The organism is Tsuneonella sp. HG222 (genome assembly GCF_053819185.1).
Genome location: NZ_JBSOQZ010000001.1, coordinates 1,002,250 through 1,024,174, shown reverse-complemented (window position 1 = coordinate 1,024,174; position 21,925 = coordinate 1,002,250). Strand labels below are relative to the sequence as shown.

General features: G+C 67.2%; 23 protein-coding genes. 12 read left to right on the top strand and 11 right to left on the bottom strand.

The genetic code is table 11. The features are described 5' to 3' along the window. Nucleotides 1-1,548 (top strand): hypothetical protein, encoded by a 1,548-nt coding sequence (locus ACWPMZ_RS05150; RefSeq protein WP_455702940.1) that lies wholly within the window; start codon nt 1-3, stop codon nt 1,546-1,548. Here ACWPMZ_RS05150 and ACWPMZ_RS05145 read toward each other — a convergent pair. The 3 genes from ACWPMZ_RS05145 to ada are packed head-to-tail and all read right to left on the bottom strand — an operon-like array spanning nt 1,506 to nt 4,267. After that, a complete protein-coding gene (locus tag ACWPMZ_RS05145; RefSeq protein WP_455702939.1) occupies nt 1,506-2,444 on the bottom strand; it encodes a CPBP family intramembrane glutamic endopeptidase in 939 nt (312 codons plus the stop codon). The two genes, ACWPMZ_RS05150 and ACWPMZ_RS05145, sit on opposite strands and share 43 nt — an antisense overlap. A 39-nt stretch (nt 2,445-2,483) precedes the next feature. After that, the gene (locus ACWPMZ_RS05140; RefSeq protein WP_455702938.1) at nt 2,484-3,248 is read right to left on the bottom strand and encodes an isocitrate lyase/PEP mutase family protein; all 765 of its coding nucleotides are present in this window, start codon (nt 3,246-3,248) and stop codon (nt 2,484-2,486) included. Then, a complete protein-coding gene (gene ada, locus ACWPMZ_RS05135) occupies nt 3,245-4,267 on the bottom strand; it encodes a bifunctional DNA-binding transcriptional regulator/O6-methylguanine-DNA methyltransferase Ada (RefSeq protein WP_455702937.1) in 1,023 nt (340 codons plus the stop codon). The genes ACWPMZ_RS05140 and ada overlap by 4 nt, the downstream gene beginning before the upstream one ends. A gap of 101 nt (nt 4,268-4,368) precedes the next feature. Here ada and ACWPMZ_RS05130 point away from each other — a divergent pair, with 101 nt between their 5' ends. The 6 genes from ACWPMZ_RS05130 (at nt 4,369) to ACWPMZ_RS05105 (ending at nt 10,858) form a co-directional block, all read left to right on the top strand. After that, the gene (locus tag ACWPMZ_RS05130; protein WP_455702936.1) at nt 4,369-5,922 is read left to right on the top strand and encodes a S1C family serine protease; all 1,554 of its coding nucleotides are present in this window, start codon (nt 4,369-4,371) and stop codon (nt 5,920-5,922) included. A gap of 136 nt (nt 5,923-6,058) precedes the next feature. After that, nucleotides 6,059-6,613 carry a F0F1 ATP synthase subunit delta gene (locus ACWPMZ_RS05125; protein ID WP_455702935.1) on the top strand — a complete coding sequence of 185 codons (555 nt, stop codon included), beginning with the start codon at nt 6,059-6,061 and terminating at the stop codon, nt 6,611-6,613. A 37-nt stretch (nt 6,614-6,650) separates the two neighbouring features. Continuing rightward, nucleotides 6,651-8,180, top strand: coding sequence for a F0F1 ATP synthase subunit alpha (atpA, locus tag ACWPMZ_RS05120; protein WP_455702934.1), 1,530 nt, complete (start codon nt 6,651-6,653; stop codon nt 8,178-8,180). A gap of 28 nt (nt 8,181-8,208) precedes the next feature. Beyond that, complete coding sequence (locus ACWPMZ_RS05115) at nt 8,209-9,084, top strand: F0F1 ATP synthase subunit gamma (protein WP_455702933.1); 876 nt, start codon at nt 8,209-8,211, stop codon at nt 9,082-9,084. 54 nt (nt 9,085-9,138) lie between these two features. Next, a complete protein-coding gene (gene atpD / locus ACWPMZ_RS05110) occupies nt 9,139-10,596 on the top strand; it encodes a F0F1 ATP synthase subunit beta (protein ID WP_455702932.1) in 1,458 nt (485 codons plus the stop codon). A 4-nt stretch (nt 10,597-10,600) separates the two neighbouring features. Beyond that, nucleotides 10,601-10,858, top strand: coding sequence for an ATP synthase F1 subunit epsilon (locus ACWPMZ_RS05105; RefSeq protein WP_455702931.1), 258 nt, complete (start codon nt 10,601-10,603; stop codon nt 10,856-10,858). A gap of 100 nt (nt 10,859-10,958) precedes the next feature. On the opposite strand, the gene ACWPMZ_RS05100 is transcribed toward ACWPMZ_RS05105, so the two are convergent. Continuing rightward, nucleotides 10,959-11,240, bottom strand: a complete 282-nt coding sequence (locus ACWPMZ_RS05100) for an HNH endonuclease (protein WP_455702930.1) — start codon at nt 11,238-11,240, stop codon at nt 10,959-10,961. 87 nt (nt 11,241-11,327) lie between these two features. On the opposite strand from ACWPMZ_RS05100, the gene ACWPMZ_RS05095 reads away from it, so the two are divergent. Then, nucleotides 11,328-12,815, top strand: a complete 1,488-nt coding sequence (locus ACWPMZ_RS05095; protein ID WP_455702929.1) for an ArnT family glycosyltransferase — start codon at nt 11,328-11,330, stop codon at nt 12,813-12,815. Here ACWPMZ_RS05095 and ACWPMZ_RS05090 read toward each other — a convergent pair. Continuing rightward, the gene (locus ACWPMZ_RS05090; RefSeq protein ID WP_455702928.1) at nt 12,812-13,720 is read right to left on the bottom strand and encodes a DMT family transporter; all 909 of its coding nucleotides are present in this window, start codon (nt 13,718-13,720) and stop codon (nt 12,812-12,814) included. The genes ACWPMZ_RS05095 and ACWPMZ_RS05090 overlap by 4 nt on opposite strands. Nucleotides 13,721-13,930: 210 nt before the next feature. Here ACWPMZ_RS05090 and ACWPMZ_RS05085 point away from each other — a divergent pair, with 210 nt between their 5' ends. Next, nucleotides 13,931-15,448, top strand: a complete 1,518-nt coding sequence (locus ACWPMZ_RS05085; RefSeq protein ID WP_455702927.1) for a CpaF family protein — start codon at nt 13,931-13,933, stop codon at nt 15,446-15,448. Nucleotides 15,449-15,490: 42 nt separating this feature from the next. On the opposite strand, the gene ACWPMZ_RS05080 is transcribed toward ACWPMZ_RS05085, so the two are convergent. Continuing rightward, on the bottom strand, nt 15,491-15,715 hold the full coding sequence (locus tag ACWPMZ_RS05080; protein ID WP_455702926.1) for a hypothetical protein: 225 nt from the start codon (nt 15,713-15,715) through the stop codon (nt 15,491-15,493). An 89-nt stretch (nt 15,716-15,804) separates the two neighbouring features. Between ACWPMZ_RS05080 and ACWPMZ_RS05075 the strand changes: the two genes are divergently transcribed. The 3 genes from ACWPMZ_RS05075 (at nt 15,805) to ACWPMZ_RS05065 (ending at nt 17,059) form a co-directional block, all read left to right on the top strand. Further along, nucleotides 15,805-16,725 carry a DMT family transporter gene (locus ACWPMZ_RS05075; RefSeq protein WP_455702925.1) on the top strand — a complete coding sequence of 307 codons (921 nt, stop codon included), beginning with the start codon at nt 15,805-15,807 and terminating at the stop codon, nt 16,723-16,725. A 65-nt stretch (nt 16,726-16,790) separates the two neighbouring features. Continuing rightward, the gene (locus ACWPMZ_RS05070) at nt 16,791-16,919 is read left to right on the top strand and encodes an entericidin A/B family lipoprotein (RefSeq protein ID WP_455704165.1); all 129 of its coding nucleotides are present in this window, start codon (nt 16,791-16,793) and stop codon (nt 16,917-16,919) included. A gap of 14 nt (nt 16,920-16,933) precedes the next feature. Further along, nucleotides 16,934-17,059 (top strand): entericidin A/B family lipoprotein, encoded by a 126-nt coding sequence (locus ACWPMZ_RS05065; RefSeq protein ID WP_455702924.1) that lies wholly within the window; start codon nt 16,934-16,936, stop codon nt 17,057-17,059. Nucleotides 17,060-17,110: 51 nt separating this feature from the next. On the opposite strand, the gene ACWPMZ_RS05060 is transcribed toward ACWPMZ_RS05065, so the two are convergent. From ACWPMZ_RS05060 to ACWPMZ_RS05040, 5 genes are all read right to left on the bottom strand, one after another. Continuing rightward, the gene (locus ACWPMZ_RS05060) at nt 17,111-17,707 is read right to left on the bottom strand and encodes a DUF938 domain-containing protein (RefSeq protein WP_455702923.1); all 597 of its coding nucleotides are present in this window, start codon (nt 17,705-17,707) and stop codon (nt 17,111-17,113) included. Further along, nucleotides 17,704-18,393, bottom strand: a complete 690-nt coding sequence (locus tag ACWPMZ_RS05055) for an NAD(P)H-binding protein (RefSeq protein ID WP_455702922.1) — start codon at nt 18,391-18,393, stop codon at nt 17,704-17,706. Before ACWPMZ_RS05055 ends, ACWPMZ_RS05060 begins: the two co-directional genes overlap by 4 nt. Next, a complete protein-coding gene (locus ACWPMZ_RS05050; RefSeq protein ID WP_455702921.1) occupies nt 18,386-19,546 on the bottom strand; it encodes a deoxyguanosinetriphosphate triphosphohydrolase in 1,161 nt (386 codons plus the stop codon). The genes ACWPMZ_RS05055 and ACWPMZ_RS05050 overlap by 8 nt, the downstream gene beginning before the upstream one ends. 102 nt (nt 19,547-19,648) lie before the next feature. Further along, entirely contained in the window at nt 19,649-20,347 is a 699-nt protein-coding gene (locus ACWPMZ_RS05045; protein WP_455702920.1) for an aspartate/glutamate racemase family protein, read from the bottom strand. Between the two features lie 95 nt (nt 20,348-20,442). Beyond that, complete coding sequence (locus ACWPMZ_RS05040; protein ID WP_455704164.1) at nt 20,443-21,894, bottom strand: NAD(P)(+) transhydrogenase (Re/Si-specific) subunit beta; 1,452 nt, start codon at nt 21,892-21,894, stop codon at nt 20,443-20,445. Nucleotides 21,895-21,925: the final 31 nt, after the last annotated feature.

Here is a 21,925-nt window from a genome sequence, read left to right as displayed (position 1 = left end):
ATGAAACCGCTTCGATACAGGGCCTTCGCGGCCTTTGTTCTTGCAATACTGGTCAATCTTCCGGCGCAGGCCAGCGCCGAGTGGCTGCGCGCCGACAGCAAGCACTTCATCCTCTACAGCGAGGGGTCGGAAGGCGAACTCCGGCGCTTCGCGGACGACGCCGAGAAATTCGACGCGCTGCTGAGAGGCTGGTTCAAGGCCGGAGCGCACGAGGATGCCAGCCGCCTGCCCATCTTCATCCTGGAGGACACCGACGCGGTTTCGCGCTTGCGCGGCGTCAGTGACGGGTCGCTCGGCGGTTTCTACACCGGCAACACCGAGGGTGCGTTTGCCGTGTCCAGTCGCGAGCGTGCGCAAAGCGAATATCAGAGCACGGCCCGGCAGGTCCTGTTCCACGAGTACGCCCATCACTTCTTCACCCGCTACGTGCCCGATTCCTATCCACTCTGGCTGTTCGAGGGCTTTGCGGAATATTTTTCATACACCACGTTCAGCCGGACCGAAGGCTACACCGTGGGCAATGTCGCCAAGGCGCGCGCCTACGGCCTGCTCGACGGCGACCGCCTGCCGATCAAGCGCATCCTGACCGGCGACCTCGAAGGTCTGAACGCGATGCAGTCCGACGTATTCTACGGCCGTTCGTGGCTGTTGACCCACGCGCTGATCTCGACGCCCGAGGGCCTCGCCAAGCTCGACCGCTACATGCGGGCGTTCGGGTCCGGCAGCACGCCGGAAGAGGCGGCAGTCGAAGCGTTCGGCTCGCTCGACGATCTCGACAGCGAACTGCTGCGCCTGACGCGCCGGGGGCTGACGTCGTTCACCTCGAAGAACGCCCTTCCCTACGACGGGACGGTTACAGTCACCCGGCTCAGCCCGATGGAATCGGATCTGCTGGAAGCCCGGATCGCGCGCCGCGCCAGCATCTATCCTGCCCAGGCGCTCGCCAGGGCTGCGGCGCTCGCCGCCAGCGCGCCGGACAATCCCGCCGTTCTGGCCGAACTGGCCCAGGCCGAATTCGCTGTCGGCGAAGAGACGGAGGACAAGGCGGTCGGACGGGCGCACTTTGGCGCGGCGCAGGCTGCGGCGGACCTGGTGCTCGCCGTCGATCCGAAGAACGTGGCGGCCCTGATGACCAAAGGTCTGACCATTCTGGAGATGGGCGACGGGTCACCTTCGGATGCCGATGTTGCCGAGGCGCGCAAGCTGTTCGTCCGGGCCAACAACGCGGATCCGAGCAACCCTCAGGCGCTGTACGAATTCTACCGCACATACTCGGAGTATGGAAAGCGGCCGCCGGATGTCGCCATCCAGGGGCTGGAAGCCGCGTTCGGGCGCGCGCCGGAGATCGTCGACTACCGCGTGGAGCTGGCGATGGCCTATGCCGACCAGGGCAAGTTCGAACCGGCGCTGTCGCTGGTCCAGTTCCTCGCCTTCCACCCGCACTACTCGAAGCAGGGCAAGGACCTGGTGGAAAAGATCGAGAAGATGCGCTCCGACCGCGCGGATTACGACGGTTCGACGGATGCGGAGGGCGAAGGCTCGGCCTGAACGGCCAGCGCGGCCCGCCGCCGCCGTTCGGACGGGCGGAATTCGCCCTTGCGGTGGGCGGCGACCAGCATGGCCACCCCGGCGAGGGTGCAAACGACGATTGCGGGGATCGACGCTTCCAGCCCGAAGTCGCCGCCGGTCAGCCACTCGGGCCCGTCGCGGCGGGTCGAGAACAGGCCGATGACCTCGCCGGTGCCGGAAACGGGCACGCTGAAGATCCACCCCTGCGTGAAATTCCACGCGGCATGGATGCCGGCCACGAACCACAAACGGCGGGTGTAGAGATAGGCTGCGCCCAGCAGGATGCCGGCTTCCAGCATGATAGCCACCGCGCCCGTCACAGTTGCATTCTCGTTGCCGAGGTGGATCAGGCCGAACAGCAATGACGACAGTACCAGCGCGACCCAGGTGCCGCCGAGCCGCTCGAACTGGCGCAGGACCACGCCGCGGAACAGCGTCTCCTCGAAAACGCCGCTGACGATGGCGATGCCGAGCCATTGCCACAGCTGCGTCTCGCCGATCGGACGCACGCCCTGGAAGGTGATTCCACCCAGCAACCAGACGATCCCCGTGGCGGAGGCGAAGATCAGGAACCCTGCCAACAAACCGGCGCCCAGTTCGCGCCCGGCGCCCGGCCAGGTGAACTCGCGGTCGCGGTCGCCCTCGATCCAGCGGCGCCAGCCCTTCCAGACGAGGATGACCAGCGCGGCCGTGACGACCGATGCCGCCAGGATCGCCGGCCCCGTCACCGCCTCCGTGCCGAGGAAGGCCATCGCCTGGACTGGCGCGGCGACGAACGAAAAGACCACGAACCCCAACACGATGAGGGTCAGCGGAAAGCGCAGGAAACGCAGCGCCAGGCTGGGGCTGTTCGCCCGTTCGATCTCGTTCGTCATGCGCTGCGAATAGGCCGCGGCACTCGCAGCGTCGAGCGCCTATCCGGCGTAGGGCGGACTCGCTCCGTCGAAGACCGCTACCGCCTGTTCCTTCAACCAGGCCATCGCCGCCGCCCACGGCTGGTGCCCGTGGCTGATGCGCGCGACGCCCAGCGCTGCCAACGCCGCCCGGTCGCCGAGCGGCGGGCTCCACAGCACGTTGACCGGCAGCGGCGATCCTTCGCAGATCGCGGCAATGCACTTCGTGTCGGCCAGGAACGGCACGAACAGTCCGCTCGCACCTGCCCGGGCGTAATGGTCAGCGCGATCGAGCACTTCATTCACGAGTCGCGGACCGTCCTTTGCCACGTCCTGGCCGCGGAAGATGTCGCACCGGGCGTTGACGAACAGCCCGCTGCCAGCCGCGGCCGCGACCCTTTCGGCGGCGACCTCCGTCGGCAAAACGACGTCCTGGCCCGGCATGCGGTCTTCCATGTTGATGCCCGCGGCCCCCGCGTCCCGCGCCCGCTGAACCGACCGCGCCACCTCCGCCGCCGTATCGCCATACCCCGTCTCCATGTCGATCGACACGGGCACATCGACCACGCCCAGGATGCGCTCGAGGTTGGCCAGCACGAGATCGAGCGGCACCGTTTCGCCGTCCTTGAAACCGAGGGATTCAGCCACGCCGTAGCTACCCGTCGCGATGGCCCTGGCGCCTGCCGCCGCCACCACGCGGGCGGAGCCGGCATCCCAGATGTTGAACAGGACCAGCGGGTCGCCGGGAACGTGCAGTGCGCGGAAAGCCTCAACCTGGTCGTTCATTTCGTTCGTTCCCTCCTGAGCAGTTCGCTCTTGATTTCGAGGCCATAGGCATAGCCGCCCAAGTGTCCGGTGCTCGCGATGACCCTGTGGCACGGGATCAGCACGGCAATGTTGTTGGCCCCGTTGGCGCCGCCCACCGCACGGCTCGCCTTCGGGTTGCCGACCCGCGCCGCGAGCTCGCCGTAGCTGATGGTCTCACCCTTGGGGATGCGCTGCAATTCCTGCCAGACCCGCTGCTGGAAGGCCGTACCCTTGACGTCGAGCGGAATCGCATCGCCGCCGCCGGGCTCCTCCACGGCAGCCAGGACCTGCGCGAAAAGCTGGGCGAACTCCTCCCCCGCCTCGACCAGCTCCGCTTTCGGAAAGCGCGCCGCCAGGTGCCCGGCATCCTCGTCGAACGACAGGCAGCACACCCCGCGCTCGGTCGCCGCCACAAGCATTGGCCCGTAGCTCGTCGGCATGATCCGGTAATGGATCGTCCGACCCCTGCCCCCGTCGCGCCAGTCGCTTGCCGTCATCCCCAGTTTTCCTCCCATTGCATCGTAGAACCGGCTCGGCGCCTCGAAGCCCGCTTCGTAGATCGCCTCTGTCACGGTGCCGCTGCTGTGAAGCGCCTGCCGCGCCCGCTCTTCGCGCAGGGCCCGCGCGTAGGCAGCCGGAGAAAGGCCGGTGGCACGGGCGAAGACCCGCTGGAAATGGCTCGGCGAATAGCCGACCGCCTGGGCCAGTTCGGCAAGCTGAGGCCGCCCGTCGGAGGCCTTGATTTCGTCGATCGCCGCGAGCACCGCCGCCTCGTCGCGCGCCACTTCGTCGGGCAGGCAGCGCTTGCAGGCCCGCAGGCCTGCCGCCCGCGCCTCCGCCCCGGTGGCAAAGAAACTGACGTTCCCGCGGGCCGGATGGCGGGCGGCGCACGAGGGCCGGCAATAGATCCCAGTCGTGAGGACCCCGGTCACGAACCGCCCGTCGAACCGGCGGTCGCGGCGCTGAACGGCGCTCCAGGCTGAATCGTCATCGATCATCGCAAGGCTCCTGTAGCAAGAATGCGCCGGTCCTAGCGAGGGCTGCAAGGGCCGGCTTCCCGCCGCTTGCGTTCAAACCCGGCGCTGCCATAGGTGCGGCGATGTTCCGGATTTCCGCCGCCCTGGCCCTCTTCGCCTTCGTCCTGCCCGCGGCTGCCGGGGCGGACCCGGCCGACATCGATGCGGCATCGCGCGGCGTGGTGCGGGTCATCATCGTGCAGGTCGACGGCGAGCAACTCATCCCGATCAGCCACGGAACCGGGTTCGCCGTCAGCCCGGAGCGGATCGTGACCAACGCCCACGTGATCGAGGAAGCGCGGGAGAACCCCGACCTGTCGATCGGCATCGTCCCGTCTGACGGGGGCGAGGCGGTCTATGCCCGCATCACGGCGGTGAGCGAACGCAACGACCTTGCCCTGCTGGCGACGACCAAGGCCATGCATCTCCCCCCGCTTACCATCGCGGGCAATCCGGCCGAGGACAGCGGGTCGGTCGTCTCGGTGGGTTATCCGATGAACGTCGACCGGGCGCAGGGGCTGGCGGCGGCGGACATCTTCACCGCCCAGCCGCCGGTCAAGGCGAGCGGCTCGCTTGCCGGACGGCGCCCGAGCCGCGAGTTCGACACCCTGCTGCACACCGCGCCGATCGCGCGCGGCAATTCCGGCGGGCCGCTGCTCGATCCTTGCGGCCGCGTGCTCGGCGTCAACAGCTTCGGGGCGGAAAGCGGCGGGTCGGACGCCGAGTTCTACTTCGCCATCTCCAACCGCGAACTGCTTCCTTTCCTTCGTGCCAACGGCGTCAACGCCGCCATCAATGCCTTGCCGTGCCGCAGCCTGGCGGATCTCGACGCCGAGGAACGCGCCCAGGCCGAAGCGGACTTGCGCGCGGCGCAGGCAAGGGCGCAGGCCGAGGAGAGCGCGCTCTCCCGCCGCCGCGACGAGGCGCAGCGCGAGATCGACTTCGCCATCCAGGACGAGCGCGAGAACGGCATGGCGCTGGCTTTCCTGCTGTTGCTGGTGGCCGTGGGCGCCGGCAGCTTTGCCTGGCTCAAGCACGAGGACGAAGAATCGACCCCGATGAAAATCGCGGCGGGCATCGCCCTTGCCGCTCTAATCGGGGCGGTGGTGGCATGGCTGCTGCGCCCCCCGCATTCGCAGGCCGACGAAAGGCTGCAGGATCTGCTGCGGGAGGAAATGGCGGCCGACGCGACCGGCGCCCTGCCCACGCAGGCTACGGGGAGCGGGGCGCTGGTCTGCACGCTGCAACAGGCCCGCAGCCGGGTGACCGGCGCTGCCGAGCCCTCGGTCCCCTTCGAGTTCAACGCCGCCGGATGCGTCAATGGCAGGACCCAGTACGGCGCCGACGGTGGCAACTGGAGCCGCGTGTTCGTGCCCAACAGCGACGCCGCCGTTTCGGTCAACCGCTTCGATCCGGCCAGCGGCGAATACCGCGTCGAGCGTTACCTTCTCGGCCGCGAGGCAATGGACGCGGCACGCAAGGCACGGGGCGCCTACCAGGCACCGGCCTGCGGAGCGGGCGAGGATGCCATCCGCGAGTTCGGCGGGCAGCAGGCGGCGGTTCTTTCGCTCCTGCCGCAGCGGCCGAACGAGCGGCTTGTCTACAGCTGCGTCGAGGCGGGAAAAACCGAGTCCTGAATTCGCGCCCGGACTCGGGTTGCATCGCAGCATGTCGGGTGTTAGGGGCGCGCCAGCCTTGCCGGGGCCGCTGCTGCGCGCCCATCCCACGGCAGGTGAAAAACCTGTTCCTTCTGACCCAAGAGGACCTCTTCGCGTGGAGCTTTCCGCCGGTATTCAGGCCAGCCTGGCAGGGCGTTATGCCTCGGCCCTGTTCGACCTCGCTTCCGAAGCGGGCACAGTCACCGCGGTCGAATCGGATCTCGCGCGGCTGGAGTCCGCCTTGCACGAATCGGGCGAGCTCAGGGCGTTGATCAAGAACCCCGAGATCAAGCGCAGCCAGATCTCGAAGGTCATGAGCGGCCTTGCTGCCGCTTTCGGTCTCTCCGACCTGACCCGGAACTTCCTCGGCGTGCTGGCGGAGAACCGCCGGGTGTCGGCCCTGCCCGGCATGATCCGCGCGTTCCACACGATCGCCGCCGCCCAGCGCGGCGAGGTCAGCGCCGAAGTCGTCAGCGCCCACGCGCTGACCGACGAGCAGATCGGCACGCTGGAACAGAAGTTGCGCGCTCGCGAGGGCCGCACCGTAAAGCTCAAGACCCGCGTCGACCCCGACCTGCTCGGCGGGTTGGTCGTCACCGTGGGCTCCAAGCGGATCGATGGTTCGATCCGCAGCCGCCTCAACACTCTTGCACAAGCCATGAAGGCCTAAGGGCGCCAGCCCGTCTCTTTCAAAGGTAGTTCACGTCATGGAAATCCGCGCCGCAGAAATCTCCAAGGTCATCAAGGACCAGATTGCCAATTTCGGCACCGAGGCTGAAGTCTCGGAAGTCGGGTCGGTGCTCTCGGTCGGTGACGGCATCGCCCGCATCCACGGCCTCGACAAGGTCCAGGCCGGCGAGATGGTCGAATTCGCCAACGGCGTGCAGGGCATGGCCCTCAACCTCGAAGCCGACAACGTCGGCGTCGTGATCTTCGGCTCCGACTCGGAGATCAAGGAAGGCGACAGCGTCAAGCGCACCGGCACCATCGTGGACGTGCCCGTGGGCAAGGGCCTGCTCGGCCGCGTGGTCGACGCGCTCGGCAACCCGATCGACGGCAAGGGCCCGATCGTGGCCGAGCAGCGCATGCGCGTTGAAAAGAAGGCCCCCGGCATCATCCCGCGCCAGTCGGTCAACGAGCCGGTGCAGACCGGCCTCAAGGCGCTCGACGCGCTCGTGCCCGTCGGCCGCGGCCAGCGCGAACTGATCATCGGCGACCGTCAGACCGGCAAGAGCGCCGTGGCGATCGACACCTTCATCAACCAGAAGGGCAACAACGCCAGCGATGACGAGAGCAAGAAGCTCTACTGCATTTATGTCGCCGTCGGCCAGAAGCGCTCGACCGTCGCGCAGCTCGTCCGCACGCTCGAAGAAAACGGCGCGATGGAATATTCCATCATCGTCGCCGCCACCGCGTCGGAGCCGGCCCCGCTGCAGTACCTCGCGCCCTACACCGGCGTGACGATGGGCGAGTACTTCCGCGACAACGGCATGCATGCCGTGATCGTTTACGACGACCTTTCAAAGCAGGCCGTCGCCTATCGCCAGATGTCGCTGCTGCTGCGCCGCCCGCCGGGCCGCGAAGCCTATCCGGGCGACGTGTTCTACCTGCACAGCCGCCTGCTCGAGCGCGCGGCCAAGATGAATGCCGACAACGGCTCGGGCTCGCTCACCGCGCTGCCGATCATCGAGACGCAGGCGGGCGACGTGTCGGCCTACATTCCGACCAACGTGATCTCGATCACCGATGGCCAGATCTTCCTGGAAACCAACCTCTTCTACCAGGGCGTCCGTCCCGCGATCAACGTCGGTCTTTCGGTCAGCCGCGTCGGCTCGGCCGCGCAGACCAAGGCGATGAAGAAGGTGTCGGGCTCGATCAAGCTGGAGCTCGCGCAGTACCGCGAGATGGCCGCCTTCGCGCAGTTCGGTTCCGACCTCGACGCGTCGACCCAGAAGCTGCTCAATCGCGGCGCGCGCCTGACCGAGCTGCTCAAGCAGCCGCAGTTCTCGCCCATGCCGTTCGAAGAGCAGACCGTGTCGATCTTCGCCGGCACCAACGGCTACCTCGACACCGTCGCGGTCGACAAGGTGACGGATTACGAGGCCAAGATGCTGGCCTTCATGCGCTCGGAGCACGCCAACGTGCTGACCATGATCCGCGACACGCGCGATTTCGGCGACGACGCCAAGAAGGCTACGGTCGAAGCGCTCGACGCCTTTGCCAAGCAGTACGCCTGAACCTGAAGAGACGAACTAGGGAGCCGAAATGGCCTCGCTGAAGGAACTCAAGGGTCGGATCAACTCGGTCAAGTCGACCCAGAAGATCACCAAGGCCAAGCAGATGGTCGCGGCCGCTAAGCTGCGCAAGGCGCAGGCGGCTGCCGAGGCCGCGCGTCCCTATGCCGAGCGGCTGGGCAAGGTCATGGCCTCGCTCGCAAGCAAGGTCGCCGGTAACGATGGTGCGCCCAAGCTGTTCAGCGGCACGGGCAAGGACCAGCGGCACCTGCTCGTCGTGGCCAACAGCGACAAGGGCCTGGCCGGCGCCTTCAACTCGAACATCGTGCGCGCCGCTCTCGCCAAGGCGGCCGAGCTGCGTTCGCAGGGCAAGGACGTCGACTTCTACCTCGTGGGCCGCAAGGGCCGCGCGCCGATCCGCCGCCAGCACCCGAACAACATCGCCCAGATGTTCGACACCACCGAGGTGCGCGAGCCCGGCTATGCCGAGGCGGAGCGCATCGTGACCGAGCTGATGGCGATGTACGAGGCCGGCAAGTTCGACGTGGCGCACCTGTTCTTCAGCACGTTCAAGAGCGCGCTGACGCAGGAGCCGACCGTTCTGCAGATCATCCCGGTCCCGCAGACCACGGGTGGCGCGACCGCCTCGCAGGCGGCCGTCGAGTACGAGCCCGACGAGCAGGAGATTCTCGAAGAACTGCTGCCGCGCTATCTCAAGACCCAGGTTTTCGGCGCGCTGCTGGAGAACCAGGCGTCCGAACAGGGCGCCTCGATGACCGCGATGGACAACGCCACGCGCAACGCGGGCGAGCTGATCCAGAAGCTGACGATCCAGTACAACCGCAGCCGCCAGGCCGCGATCACCACCGAACTAATCGAAATCATTGCTGGCGCGGAAGCGCTGTAGCGACAATCGAAGCCGGCGCGGAAGCGCTCTAAGAATCAAGCCAAGGAACTCGAAATGGCCACCGCCCCCGTTCTGAACCAGACCACCAACGGCACCATATCGCAGGTGATCGGCGCCGTCGTCGACGTCGCCTTCGAAGGCGAGCTGCCGGCGATCCTCACCGCGCTGGAGACCGACAACAACGGCAACCGCCTCGTTCTCGAAGTCGCCCAGCACCTTGGCGAGAACACCGTCCGCACGATCGCGATGGACGCGACCGAGGGCCTGACCCGCGGCCAGTCGGTGACCAGCACCGGTGCGCAGATTTCCGTCCCCGTCGGTCCCAAGACGCTCGGCCGGATCGTCAACGTCATCGGTGAGCCGATCGACGAGCGCGGGCCGATCAACGCGGAGAAGACCGCCCAGATTCACGCCGAGGCCCCGCTGTTCGTCGACCAGTCGACCGAAAGCGCGATCCTGGTCACCGGGATCAAGGTCATCGACCTCCTCGCGCCCTATGCGCGCGGCGGCAAGATCGGCCTGTTCGGCGGCGCGGGCGTCGGCAAGACCGTGCTGATCCAGGAACTGATCAACAACATCGCCAAGGGTCACGGCGGCGTGTCCGTCTTCGCGGGCGTCGGCGAACGCACCCGTGAAGGCAACGACCTCTACCACGAGTTCCTCGACGCCGGCGTCATCGCCAAGGACGCCGACGGCAACGCGACCTCCGAAGGTTCGAAGGTGGCGCTGGTGTTCGGCCAGATGAACGAGCCCCCGGGCGCCCGCGCCCGCGTCGCGCTGTCGGGCCTGACCATGGCAGAGTACTTCCGCGACGAGGAAGGCCAGGACGTGCTGTTCTTCGTCGACAACATCTTCCGCTTCACCCAGGCGGGTTCGGAAGTGTCGGCGCTGCTCGGCCGCATTCCCTCGGCCGTGGGCTATCAGCCGACCCTGTCGACCGACATGGGCGCGCTGCAGGAACGCATCACCTCGACCACCAAGGGCTCGATCACCTCGGTGCAGGCCATCTACGTTCCCGCGGACGACCTTACCGACCCGGCGCCGGCGACCTCGTTCGCCCACCTCGACGCCACCACCACCCTTAGCCGCGCGATCTCCGAACTGGGCATCTACCCGGCTGTGGACCCGCTCGATTCGACCAGCCGCGTGCTCGAACCGCGCGTCGTGGGCGAAGAGCACTACGCCACTGCCCGCCGGGTCCAGGAAGTGCTGCAGAAGTACAAGTCGCTGCAGGACATCATCGCCATTCTCGGCATGGACGAACTGTCCGAAGAGGATAAGCTGACCGTGGCCCGCGCGCGCAAGATCCAGCGCTTCCTCAGCCAACCGTTCCACGTCGCCGAGGTGTTCACCGGCATCCCGGGCAAGTTCGTGCAGATCGAGGACACCGTGAAGTCGTTCAAGGCCGTCGTCGACGGCGAGTACGACCACCTGCCCGAATCCGCGTTCTACATGGTCGGTGGCATCGAGGAAGCGGTCGAGAAGGCCAAGAAGCTGGCCGAGGACGCCTGAGCCGATGGCCCTCCACTTCGAACTGGTGACGCCGGCAAAGCTGGTCCGGTCCGAGGACGTCTACATGGTGGTCGTCCCCGGAACCGAGGGCGATTTCGGCGTGCTGGAAAACCACGCCCCGGTGATGAGCACGATCCGCGACGGCGCGCTGCAGGTCTTCAGGACCGAAGGCGGCCAGCCCGAAACGATCGAGGTTCGCGGCGGCTTCGCCGAGGTCGGCGAGAACGGCCTGACCGTGCTGGCGGAACACGTCGAGGGCTGACCTGCCTTCAAACTGGATTTCGAGAGGGGCGCCCGTTGCGGCGCCCCTTTTCACGTCCGCCACGCACGCCGCAATAGCCCGTAGGTGTGATGTGCTGCCGCTACCGCGGGCGCCTCGTCGGCGCGTGAAAGTCCGGCGGCTTGTCGCGCACCCAATCGATGAAGCGCTCGATCTCGCTGTTCTGCACGATTGTCGCGCGTTCGCCGCCCGACCGGGCAAGCTCGGCATTGGTGAAGTGGGCATGGATCGTCCGGTGGCAGATCGGATGGACCGGGACGGTGTCGCGCCCGCGCTTGGACCTGGGCACGGTGTGATGCCACTGAATCTTGCGGCCAAGCGGCCGCCGGCAGAGCCAGCAGGTTGGATCGTCGGCAGCGTCCATTCCGCTCGCCCTAAGCATTAATTAACCAAGCTGCCACAGAAGCGGACCTGATTGCCGCGTGTGGCAAGCGGGGGTTCGAACCGGTCGATGGCGAGTGTCGCGCAAAGTTTGCCGCAGGGCGGCCGCATCGGCCTTCGCGCCGACTGGATCGCCGCGTTCGTCCTGCTGCTGGTTACCCTTCTGACGCGCGGGTTCTGGTTCGGCGATCCGGTGGCGGACTTCGACGACCAGCTCTATTCCTTCGTCGGCTGGCGGATGACCCAGGGCGACCTGCCCTATGTCGACGTGTGGGACCGCAAGCCGTTCGGCCTGTTCGCCATCTTCGCCCTCGCCCACGGACTGTTCGGGCCCGGCCCGCTGGCCTACCAAGGCTTGGCGGCGCTCGCGGCGCTGGGCGGGGCCTGGTTGGTCTACCTGCTCGCTCGCGACCTGGTGGACCGCGGCTCGGCCACGGTCGCCGGCTCGCTCTACCTGATGCTGATGGCCGCCTACGGCAGCTATTCGGGCCAGAGCGAGATCTTCCATGTCCCGTTGATGCTGGCGATGCTCTGGCTGGTGCGCGACCCTGCCCGTCCCGACGCCGCGCACCGCGCCGTGCTGGCAATGGCGCTGGGCGGCCTGGCGCTGCAGGTGAAATACACCGTCCTGCCGCAGTGCCTGTTCCTGGGCGGCTATGCCTTGTGGTGCCAGTGGCGACGCGGGGCCGGCCTGCCGCGCGTTGCCCGCCTTGCCGCCGTTTTCGCCCTCGCCGGGATCGCGCCCACCACACTGGTCGCCGCGTTCTATGCCGCGCAGGGCCATTTCGACGCCTTCTGGTTCGCCAACTTCGTCAGCTTCTTCGAGCGGACCCCCAGCCCGCACGGACGATTCCAGCCGGCGCACATCGTGGGCGTCGCGCCCCTGGCCATGCTGATCGTGCCGGGGCTCTATGCCGCTTTCCGCCTCAAGAGCCTGGCAAGCTGGCGCCGCTACGGCCTCTACTGCGGCTGGGCGCTGGCGGCGCTCGGCACCGTGCTGCTCCCCGCGACCGTCTATCTCTACTATTACGGGGCGCTGGTCCCTGCCGCCATCCTGATCGCCCTGCCGCTGATCGATCGCACGGCGCCCGGCCGCTGGCTGCCTGCCGCGGCCCTGCTCGCCGGCTGTCTGTACATCCTCAACTTCGCCGATCGCATCCCGCACTCGAACGCCGAGAGGCGCGCCGTCGCCACGCTGTCGGCCACCATCGAGCCGTTGGTGGGTGCCAAGCGCGACTGTCTCTACCTGTTCGACGGGCCGACCGTGCTCTACCGCACGACCGGCACCTGCCTGCCGACGAAATTCGTCTATCCCGACCATCTGAACAACGCGCTCGAGAGGAAATCGCTCGGCACCGACCAGGTGGCCGAATTGGCCCGCGTGCTGGCAACGCGCCCCGCAGTGATCGTCACTGCCGACAAGCCGATGACCCTGCAGCGTGCCGAGAACACGGCGCAGATCGCCGCCGCAACGGCGCGCGATTACGTCCCGCTGATGACCACCGGCCTGCATCACCGCGAGGTCACCGCCTGGGTGCGCCGCGACCTAGCCGACTAGTCCGGTCTAGGCACTTCCGGCCGCACGCGAACCCGGCCTTCGTACCACAGGAACAGGCCCGCCCCGATGATCACCGCCGCGCCGAGCAACGCGGTCGCATCCGGATGGTCGCCGAAGAAGATCCAGCCCAGCCCCGCTGCCATCAGCAACTGACCGTAGGTCATCGGCGCCACCGTCCCGGCGCCCGCCTTCACCGTCCCCATGAAGATCAGCCACTGGGCCAAGGTCGCGGTAAGGCCGATGAAGGCGCAGCGGGCTACGATCGACCAGTGCGGCGCGTGCAACGCGAAGCTGTCGGGCCCGGCGAAGTGCAGCACCGCGCTCGCCCCCAGCAGGAACAGCATCGCGGTGACCGACATGTAGTATTGCAGCGCCAGCACGCTCGCCCGCCCGGTGACCTTGCGGTTGGCGATGATCGTGACCGCCATGCCCGTCGCGCCCATCACCGGGAACAGCACGCCCCAGCCCGCGGTCTCGAAGTTGGGCCGCAGCACCAGGAACACCCCGGCGAAGGCGACCGCGGTGGCGATCCATGTCGACAGGCGGGCCCGTTCGCGCAGGAAGATCGCGGCCAGGATCGAGGTTATGATCGGCTGAGTAAAGGCGATCGTCGTCGCTTCGGCCAGCGGCATGATCCAAACGGCCAGGAACATCCCGATGGCCGAGCAGCTGATGGCCACACCACGCAGCCACTGCAGCCGGTCCCGCGGCAAGGCGAGCGAGGCAGCGCCTTCATGGCGCACCATCAGCACGGCGAGCAGCATCGTGCCCATGACATAGCGCGTGGTCGCCATCGCCGTGGCCGGCCATTCGCCCGCCATCCCCTTGATGATCGCGTCACCGATCGACAGCGTGCAGAACCCGGCCAGGGCATAGAGCAATCCGGCGCGTTCGGCATTGTGCATGGCGATCGGCGCCCCTTCCCCGTTGCGCGACCCGCTTAGGGTGTGCGCCAGCGGCGGGCAATCCACCGGAACTCCCGAATCGGGACATCCTTAGGACAATTTCAAGCTTTGGAATTTATTCACCACACCTGCATCGGGTGTCATGCGACCGGCAACGGACGCAGCGCCCGCTCGACGGACGGCACTGACGCCATCGCAAGAGGGACGGGAATGAGCGCTTTCGGACGCAAGAACGGTGTCGGCGGGATGACCCCTGGTGCGCGCCCAAGCTTCGGTGTCGCCCGCCCCATGAAGGGCGGCGGACCGGTGCCGAAGGATGGGGGCGATCAGTTCCCCCCGCTTCCCGGTGGCGGAGTGCCGCAGGACCCGATGGGTTCGGCGCCGCCGCCCAACAAGTCCGACGCAATGACCCGCCTGGCCGACCGTGCCAACGCCGTCCACGACGGCAACAATGAACAGGGCGGGTTCGAAGCCAGCGTCCACAAGATCAAGGAACAGGTGCTGCCGCGCCTGCTCGAACGCGTCGATCCCGAGGCCGCCTCGACCCTGTCGAAGGAAGAGCTGTCGGAAGAATTCCGCCCGATCATCATGGAGGTGCTGGCCGAGCTGAAGGTCACGCTCAACCGGCGCGAACAGTTCGCGCTGGAAAAGGTCCTGATCGACGAGCTGCTCGGCTTCGGCCCGCTGGAGGAGCTGCTCGGCGATCCCGACGTCTCCGACATCATGGTCAACGGCCCCGATCAGACCTATATCGAAAAGAAGGGCAAGCTGACCCTCGCGAACATCCGCTTCCGCGACGAACAGCACCTTTTCCAGATCGCCCAGCGCATCGTGAACCAGGTCGGCCGCCGCGTCGACCAGACCACGCCGCTGGCGGACGCCCGCCTCAAGGACGGCAGCCGCGTCAACGTGATCGTCCCGCCGCTCAGCCTGCGCGGCACGGCAATCTCGATTCGTAAGTTTTCCGAAAAGCCCATCACCATCGACATGCTGCGCGACTTCGGCAGCATGAGCGACAAGATGGCGACCGCGCTCAAGGTCGCCGGGGCAAGCCGGATGAACGTCGTCATCTCGGGCGGTACCGGTTCGGGAAAGACGACGATGCTCAACGCCCTGTCGAAGATGATCGACCCGGGCGAGCGCGTGCTGACGATCGAGGACGCCGCCGAGCTTCGTCTGCAGCAGCCGCACTGGTTGCCGCTAGAAACCCGCCCGCCGAACCTGGAGGGCCAGGGTGCCATCACCATCGGCGATCTGGTCAAGAACGCCCTGCGTATGCGCCCCGACCGGATCATCCTGGGCGAAATCCGCGGCGCGGAGTGTTTCGACCTCCTCGCCGCGATGAACACCGGCCACGACGGTTCGATGTGCACGCTCCACGCCAACAGCCCGCGAGAATGTCTTGGCCGTATGGAGAACATGATCCTGATGGGCGACATCAAGATCCCCAAGGAAGCCATCAGCCGCCAGATCGCCGAATCGGTCGACCTGATCGTGCAGGTCAAGCGCCTGCGCGACGGTTCGCGCCGCACGACCAACATCACCGAGGTGATCGGCATGGAAGGCGACGTGATCGTCACCCAGGAACTGTTCGCCTTCGAATATCTGGACGAGAGCGACGACGGCAAGATCCTGGGCGAATTCCGCGCCTCGGGCCTGCGTCCCTACACTCTGGAGAAGGCGCGCCAGTACGGGTTCGACCAGGCCTATCTGGAAGCCTGTCTCTAGGAGACAGGCGACCTTGGCTCGGCCTAACCGGTCAGTGCGCGACTAACCTCGCAGCAGGGCGGGCACGGCCACCGCCAGCAGGCCCGCGCCCAGCACCGCGCAGGTCAGGAAGATCGCGGTCCACGGTATCCAGCCGACCTGGTCGATCGTACGCCGCTTTATCCGGCGGCGCTCCATGATAGTGGCCACCGCCGCCAGCGCGACCAGCATGCCGCCCCACAGCGCAAGGACCTTGGCCTGGCTGGCGAATGTCAGGAAGGCGTGCATCGCGGGCCATATGGGGCGCGAGCGGCAGCTCGGCAATCCGCCGCCCGCGCGGGGGTTGCGCGCGATGCCCAGCGGCCTATCAGGCGCGCGTGGAAGCCGCCGCCCCCCAGGACCGCCCGCTGCTGGCGCTGGCCACGCGGCTGGGGGCGATCGCCTGCATGGCGACCATGAGCGCTTTCATCAAGCTGGCCTCCGACCGGGGTGTCCACGTGGTCGAGATCATGTTCTGGCGCCAGGCGGTAACGATCCCCGCGCTCGTTGGCTGGGTGCTGCTGACCACGGGCGGCATCCGCGCGCTGGGCACCCACCGTCCGCGCACGCACTTCCTGCGCGGGATCTACGGCGCGGTGGGCATGACGCTCAATTTCGGGGCGATCATCCTGCTGCCACTGGCCGAGGCGACGACGCTGGGCTTCACCGCGCCGATCTGGGCCACCGTACTGGCGATGCTGATGCTGAAGGAAAAGGTCGGCCCCTGGCGCTGTGGGGCGATCGTCGCCGGCTTTGTCGGCATCGTGATCATCGCCCAGCCCGGCAGCGGGCATATCCCGCTCTACGGCGCGTTGGTGGCACTGGGCGGAGCGTTTATGATCGGGCTGATCTCGATCCAGATAGCCGACCTTGGCCGCACCGAGCAGCCGCTGGTGATCGTGTTCTATTTCGCCTTGTTCAGCACGCTGCTGCTTGCCCCCGCGATGCCGTTCGTCATGCAAGGACACGATACGACGACCTGGCTAATCGTCGGCGCGGTCGGCGCTTCGGGGCTGGTCGGGCAATTGCTGCTGACGGCCGCTTCGCGGCTGGGCCGTGTGGCGAGCGTGATCGTGATGGACTATTCGAGCCTGTTCTGGGCGACGCTCTATGGCTGGCTGCTGTTTTCGACCCTGCCGCCCACCAGCACGTGGTTCGGCGCACCGCTGGTGATCGGCGCCGGGCTCGTCATCGCCTGGCGCGAGCATCGCCTGCGCCGCCCGACCTTGCGCGACGTTGCGCGGGCCGAGGGAACCTGAACGGACGGCGGGGGTTCTTGATGCCAGACAGGGTTTTGGACTCGAACATGAAGGACACCGCATCAATGGCCAGGAAATTTCTCATCGCGCTGACTGCCGGCGCCATCGCCCTCACCGCGACCGCCTGCAACACCGTCAAGGGTGCGGGCCGTGACATCGAGTCGGTCGGCCAGGCCGGCGACGACGTGATCTGACGGGGAGAGCGACCATGAAGAAGATCGTTCTTTCGCTCGTCGCGCTCGGCCTCGTTGCCGGTGCTTCTGCCTGCAACACCGTCAAGGGTGTGGGTCGCGACGTGGAATCGGTGGGCGAAGCGGGCGACCGCGCGCTCTGATCGCCTAAATACGCGGAACAACGCCCGTCGGAGCGATCCGGCGGGCGTTTTTCATGCGCGCTTGCGATAGACCAGCAGCAGGTTGTTGGCCGGCATGGCGACGCGCCGCGCCAACTTGAAGCCCAGCGCGGTCGCCATTTCGTCGAGCCATTCCCGGCGGCGCAGGCCCCAGGCCGGATTGCGCGCCTTGAGGTCTGCGTCGAAGGCCAGGTTGCTGGGCGCGGTCTCGACCTCGTCCTCCAGCCACGGCCCGTAGAGCAGCAGCGGCCCGCCGGGCGGCAGCAGCCGTGCGGCGCCGTGCACCAGTCCCTCGGTGGCGGCGCCGGGGCTGATGTGGGCCATGTTGATGCACAGCACCGCGTCGGCCTGGCTGAGCAGCCACTCGGCGCTCGATGCGTCGAGCGAGACCGGCGGCAGGAGATTGCCAGGACCCTCCGCCTCACGCCAGGCGGCGATCGAGGCCAAGGCAGCGGGATCGGGATCGGTCGGCTGCCATTGCAACCCTGGAAAGCGGCGGGCGAAATGCAGGGCGTGCTCGCCGGTGCCGCTGGCAACTTCCAGCACGAGGCCCCCCGCCGGCAATTCCCCCGCCAGAACCGCCGCGATCGGCTCGCGATTGCGCTCCGCCGCGGGTGCCTTGCGCCTCACTGTCCGCTGGCGAAGCGATGGGCGTAGCGCAGCAGGCTGTCGTGTTCGTGCACGAAGGTCCCGCGCGCCTTCTCGCGCGTGCATTGCAGCGCGGCCTCGGCCACCACGCGCGCGTCGATCGCGCGGTAGCGTCGCCGCTCTCCCCGCAGCAGGACGTTGGCTAGCGGGGCCACCGCGATGCCGGCGCGCTCGGTCAGTCGGCGATCGCCCTCGCGCTGCCCGCGCAGCAACCCCGGGCGCAGGATGTCGAGCCGATGGAAGCCCAGCTTGCGCAGCCGCTGCTCCACTTCGCCCTTGATGCGCAGGTAGAAGGTCTTGCTGCCGGTTTCGGCCCCGACCGAGGAGACGAAGACGAAGTTCCTGACGCCCGACGTCAGCGCGGAGCGCGCCACGCGCAGCACCAGTTCCTCGTCGACCAGACGAAACGCCGCTTCGTCCTTACCGGCCTTCTTCCACGTCGTGCCAAGGGCGCAGATCGCGGCATCCGGGCCGATCAGGCTGACCGCCTCGTCCCACCGGGCGGGTTCGGCGACCATCATCTCCATCCGGGCGCCGCCGGGCATGGGCGCCTCACGCCGGGTCAGCGCCACGAGCCGCAGGTCGTCCCGCCCGTTGCATAGCGCCATGACCTTGCCGCCCACGAGGCCGGTCGCCCCGGCGAGCAGGATGCGCGGCACATCAGACATTGGATAGGCCTTCGGGCGCGGTCCCGAAGATGCGCCGGTAGCAGTCGATCGCATAACGGTCGGTCATTCCCGCAATGAAATCGGCCACATGGCGGCTGCGGGCCGGCTCCTCGCCGGGCAGCGCGTGGCGCCAGCTTTCCGGCATCAGTTCGGGTTGCTGGTCGTAGGCGGCAAAGAGCCGGGCGATGACCCCGCGGGCGCGCTCGGCGGTCGTGCGTTGCTGCTCGTGATGGTAGAGGTTGGCGTACATGAAGCGCTTAAGCGCCCGTTCCTGCTCCGCCATCGCGGAGGAAAACGCGGCGAGCGGCTTCGGCGCATCGCGCACCTCGGCATCCGTCGCGATATCGGCCAGATTAGCCTGCGTCGTCTCGATCAGGTCGTTCACCATCAGTCCGATCTGGCTGCGCACGAGTTCGCGCAGCAGCGCCTGGCGGTTCGCGCCGTGGAAGCGTCCCTCGATCGCCCGCCACTGGTCGGCCACGAAATCGAGTTCGAGCAACTGGTCGAGCTCCAAAAATCCGGCGCGCAAGCCATCGTCGATGTCGTGGTTGTCATAGGCGATGTCGTCGGCAAGCGCGGCGACCTGCGCCTCGAGCGAGGGCTGCCGCGCAAGGTCGAGCGGGAACGCATCATCGAGCGCGGCAAGCGCCCAGCCGGGCTGGCGAACCGGCCCGTTGTGCTTGGCGAGGCCCTCCAGCACTTCCCACGACAGGTTGAGCCCGGGATGGCCGCAATATGGGCTGTCAAGCCGCATCAGGGTGCGCAGGCAATGCTCGTTGTGATCGAACCCGCCGCGCGCATCCATTGCCGCCCGTAGGGCATCCTCGCCCGCATGGCCGAAGGGCGGATGGCCGATATCGTGCGCCAGGCACAACGCCTCGGTCAGATCCTCGTCCAGCCCCAGCGCGCGGGCGATTACGCGGCCGATCTGCGCGACCTCAAGGCTGTGCGTCAGGCGGACGCGGTAATGGTCGCCGTCAGGCGCGATGAAGACCTGGGTCTTGCCGGCCAGGCGGCGGAAGGCGATCGAATGAAGCACCCGGTCGCGGTCGCGCTGGAATTCGCTGCGCGGCCCCCGCGCCCCGGCCCGGTCCTCCACGAATTCGCGCCCGCGGCTGGCGGCGGGTTCGCTGGCGTAGAGGGCGCGGCTCATCGCGCGCGGGTTAGGCGTCGACGGCAACCATGACAACGGGAACGGGTCGGGAACGCTGGGCGCGCCGGTTGGAATCGCAGCCGGAGGGCGGCGCGCAGAGCCTTACGCGTCTTCGCCTAGCATCCACTCCGTAGCCTTAAGCGCGTGAATGCGTGTAGAATCGTAGATCGGCAGGACGTTGGCGTCGACATCGACGATCTGGTCGAGCTCGGTGCAGGCTAGCACCACGGCCTTGGCCCCCTCCTGCTCCTTGACGGTGATCATCGTCTTGAGCTTGCGTTCGGCATCGCGGGTCGCCTTCCCCGCCATCAGCTCGTCGTAGATGATGCGGTCGAGCTCCTCGACGTTGGCCATGTCGGGCGGCAGCAGGTCGACGCCGTGCGAGACCAGCCGGCGGCGATAGAAGCTTTCGGTCATCACGTTGCGCGTGCCGAACAAAGCGGCGGTTTCCACGCCGTCCGCGGCCATCTTTTCGCCGACCGCTTCGGCGATGTGGAAGATGGGGATGGCGACCGCCGCGGCCACCTTGTCATAGACCCGGTGCATCGAATTGGCGGCGATGACGAGCGCTTCTGCGCCCGCCCCTTCCAGCCGCTGCGCCGCCCCGGCCAGCACCTCCGCTGCGTTGGTCCACGCCGCCTCGTCCTGCAGGCGATAGATCGACGAGAAATCGAGACTCTCGATGAGCAGCGGAGCGCTGTGCCGGGGATCGGTCCTGGCCTGCACCAGCCGATTGATCTCTTCGTAATAGGTGCGGGTCGAAACCCAGCTCATCCCGCCGATAATACCGAGCTTTCGCAAACCGAATTTCCCTCAATCGCCACTTTTGCGGCTTGGAACCTGCCACCAAAGTCTGAACGCGGCGTTGCCCGGTCGGTTTCCGGCCTGACGGATGGTCAGCCGAGGGCCTTGTTGATTTCCTCGACCATCTTCTTGGCGTCGGCCAGCAGCATCATGGTCTGGTCCATGTAGAATACGTCGTTGTCGACCCCGGCATAGCCGACGCCGCCCATGCTGCGCTTGATGAACATGACCGTCTTGGCCTTGTCGACGTCGAACACCGGCATCCCGTAGATCGGCGAGCCCTTGTCGGTCTTGGCCGCCGGATTGACCACGTCGTTGGCGCCGATGATGAAAGCGACGTCGGCCTGGCTGAATTCGGAGTTGATGTCCTCCAGCTCGAAGACCTCGTCGTAAGGGACATTGGCCTCGGCCAGCAGCACGTTCATGTGGCCGGGCATCCGGCCGGCGACGGGGTGAATCGCGTATTTCACGTTGACCCCGGCGTCTTTCAGGTGGTCGGCCATTTCGCGCAGGACGTGCTGTGCCTGGGCCACCGCCATGCCGTAGCCGGGAATGATGATGACGTTTTCGGCTTCCTTCAGCAGGAAGGCCGCGTCTTCGGCGCTGCCGCGCTTCCACGGGCGCTGTTCCTTCGCCTCGCCGTCGTCGGCCGAGGCTGTGACGCCGAAGCCGCCGGCGATGACCGACAGGAAGCTGCGGTTCATCGCGCGGCACATGATGTAGCTGAGGATCGCGCCCGACGATCCGACCAGCGCGCCGGTCACGATCATCGCGGTGTTGTGCAGCGTGAAGCCCATCGCCGCGGCCGCCCAGCCGGAATAGCTGTTTAGCATCGACACGACGACCGGCATGTCCGCCCCGCCGATCGGAATGATCAGCAGGAATCCGACAAGGAACGCCAGTACCAGGATCGCGGGCCAGATCCATCCGGGGATCGTCGGCGCCGCGTGGGCGAACATCGCGGTCAGCACCAGGATGGCGATGATCGTGGCAAGGTTGATGACGTGGCGGCCGGGCAGCAGGATCGGCTTTCCGCTCATGTTGCCGTTGAGCTTGGCGAAGGCGATGACCGAACCGGAGAACGTGATCGCGCCGATCGCCGCGCCGAGCGCCATCTCGATCCGGCTGACCGGGCTGATGATCCAGCGCATCGCCTCGGGCGCAAGGCTGCCGCCGCCTGCGGGCACGAGGATGCCGAAAGCGCCGGGGTTGCTGTAGGCGGCGCCCGCCACCAGCACGGCGGCCAGGCCCACGAGCGAATGGAACGCGGCGACGAGCTGCGGCATCGCGGTCATTGCGATGCGGCGGGCGATGACGAACCCGAACGCGCCGCCGATGGCGATGGCGGCGAGGATTTCGGGCAGGCTGGCTATCTCGTGCGTGACCAGCGTCGTCACCACGGCGATCAGCATGCCTATCATGCCGTAGCGATTGCCCGCGCGGCTGGTGGCCGGCGACGACAGTCCGCGCAGCGCCAGGATGAAGAGCACGCCCGCGACGAGGTAGGCGACCGCGACCCACGGGTTCACCGCGTGTTCGGCCACGGCGGCCACCCCGGTCTGGAGCGGCGGAACA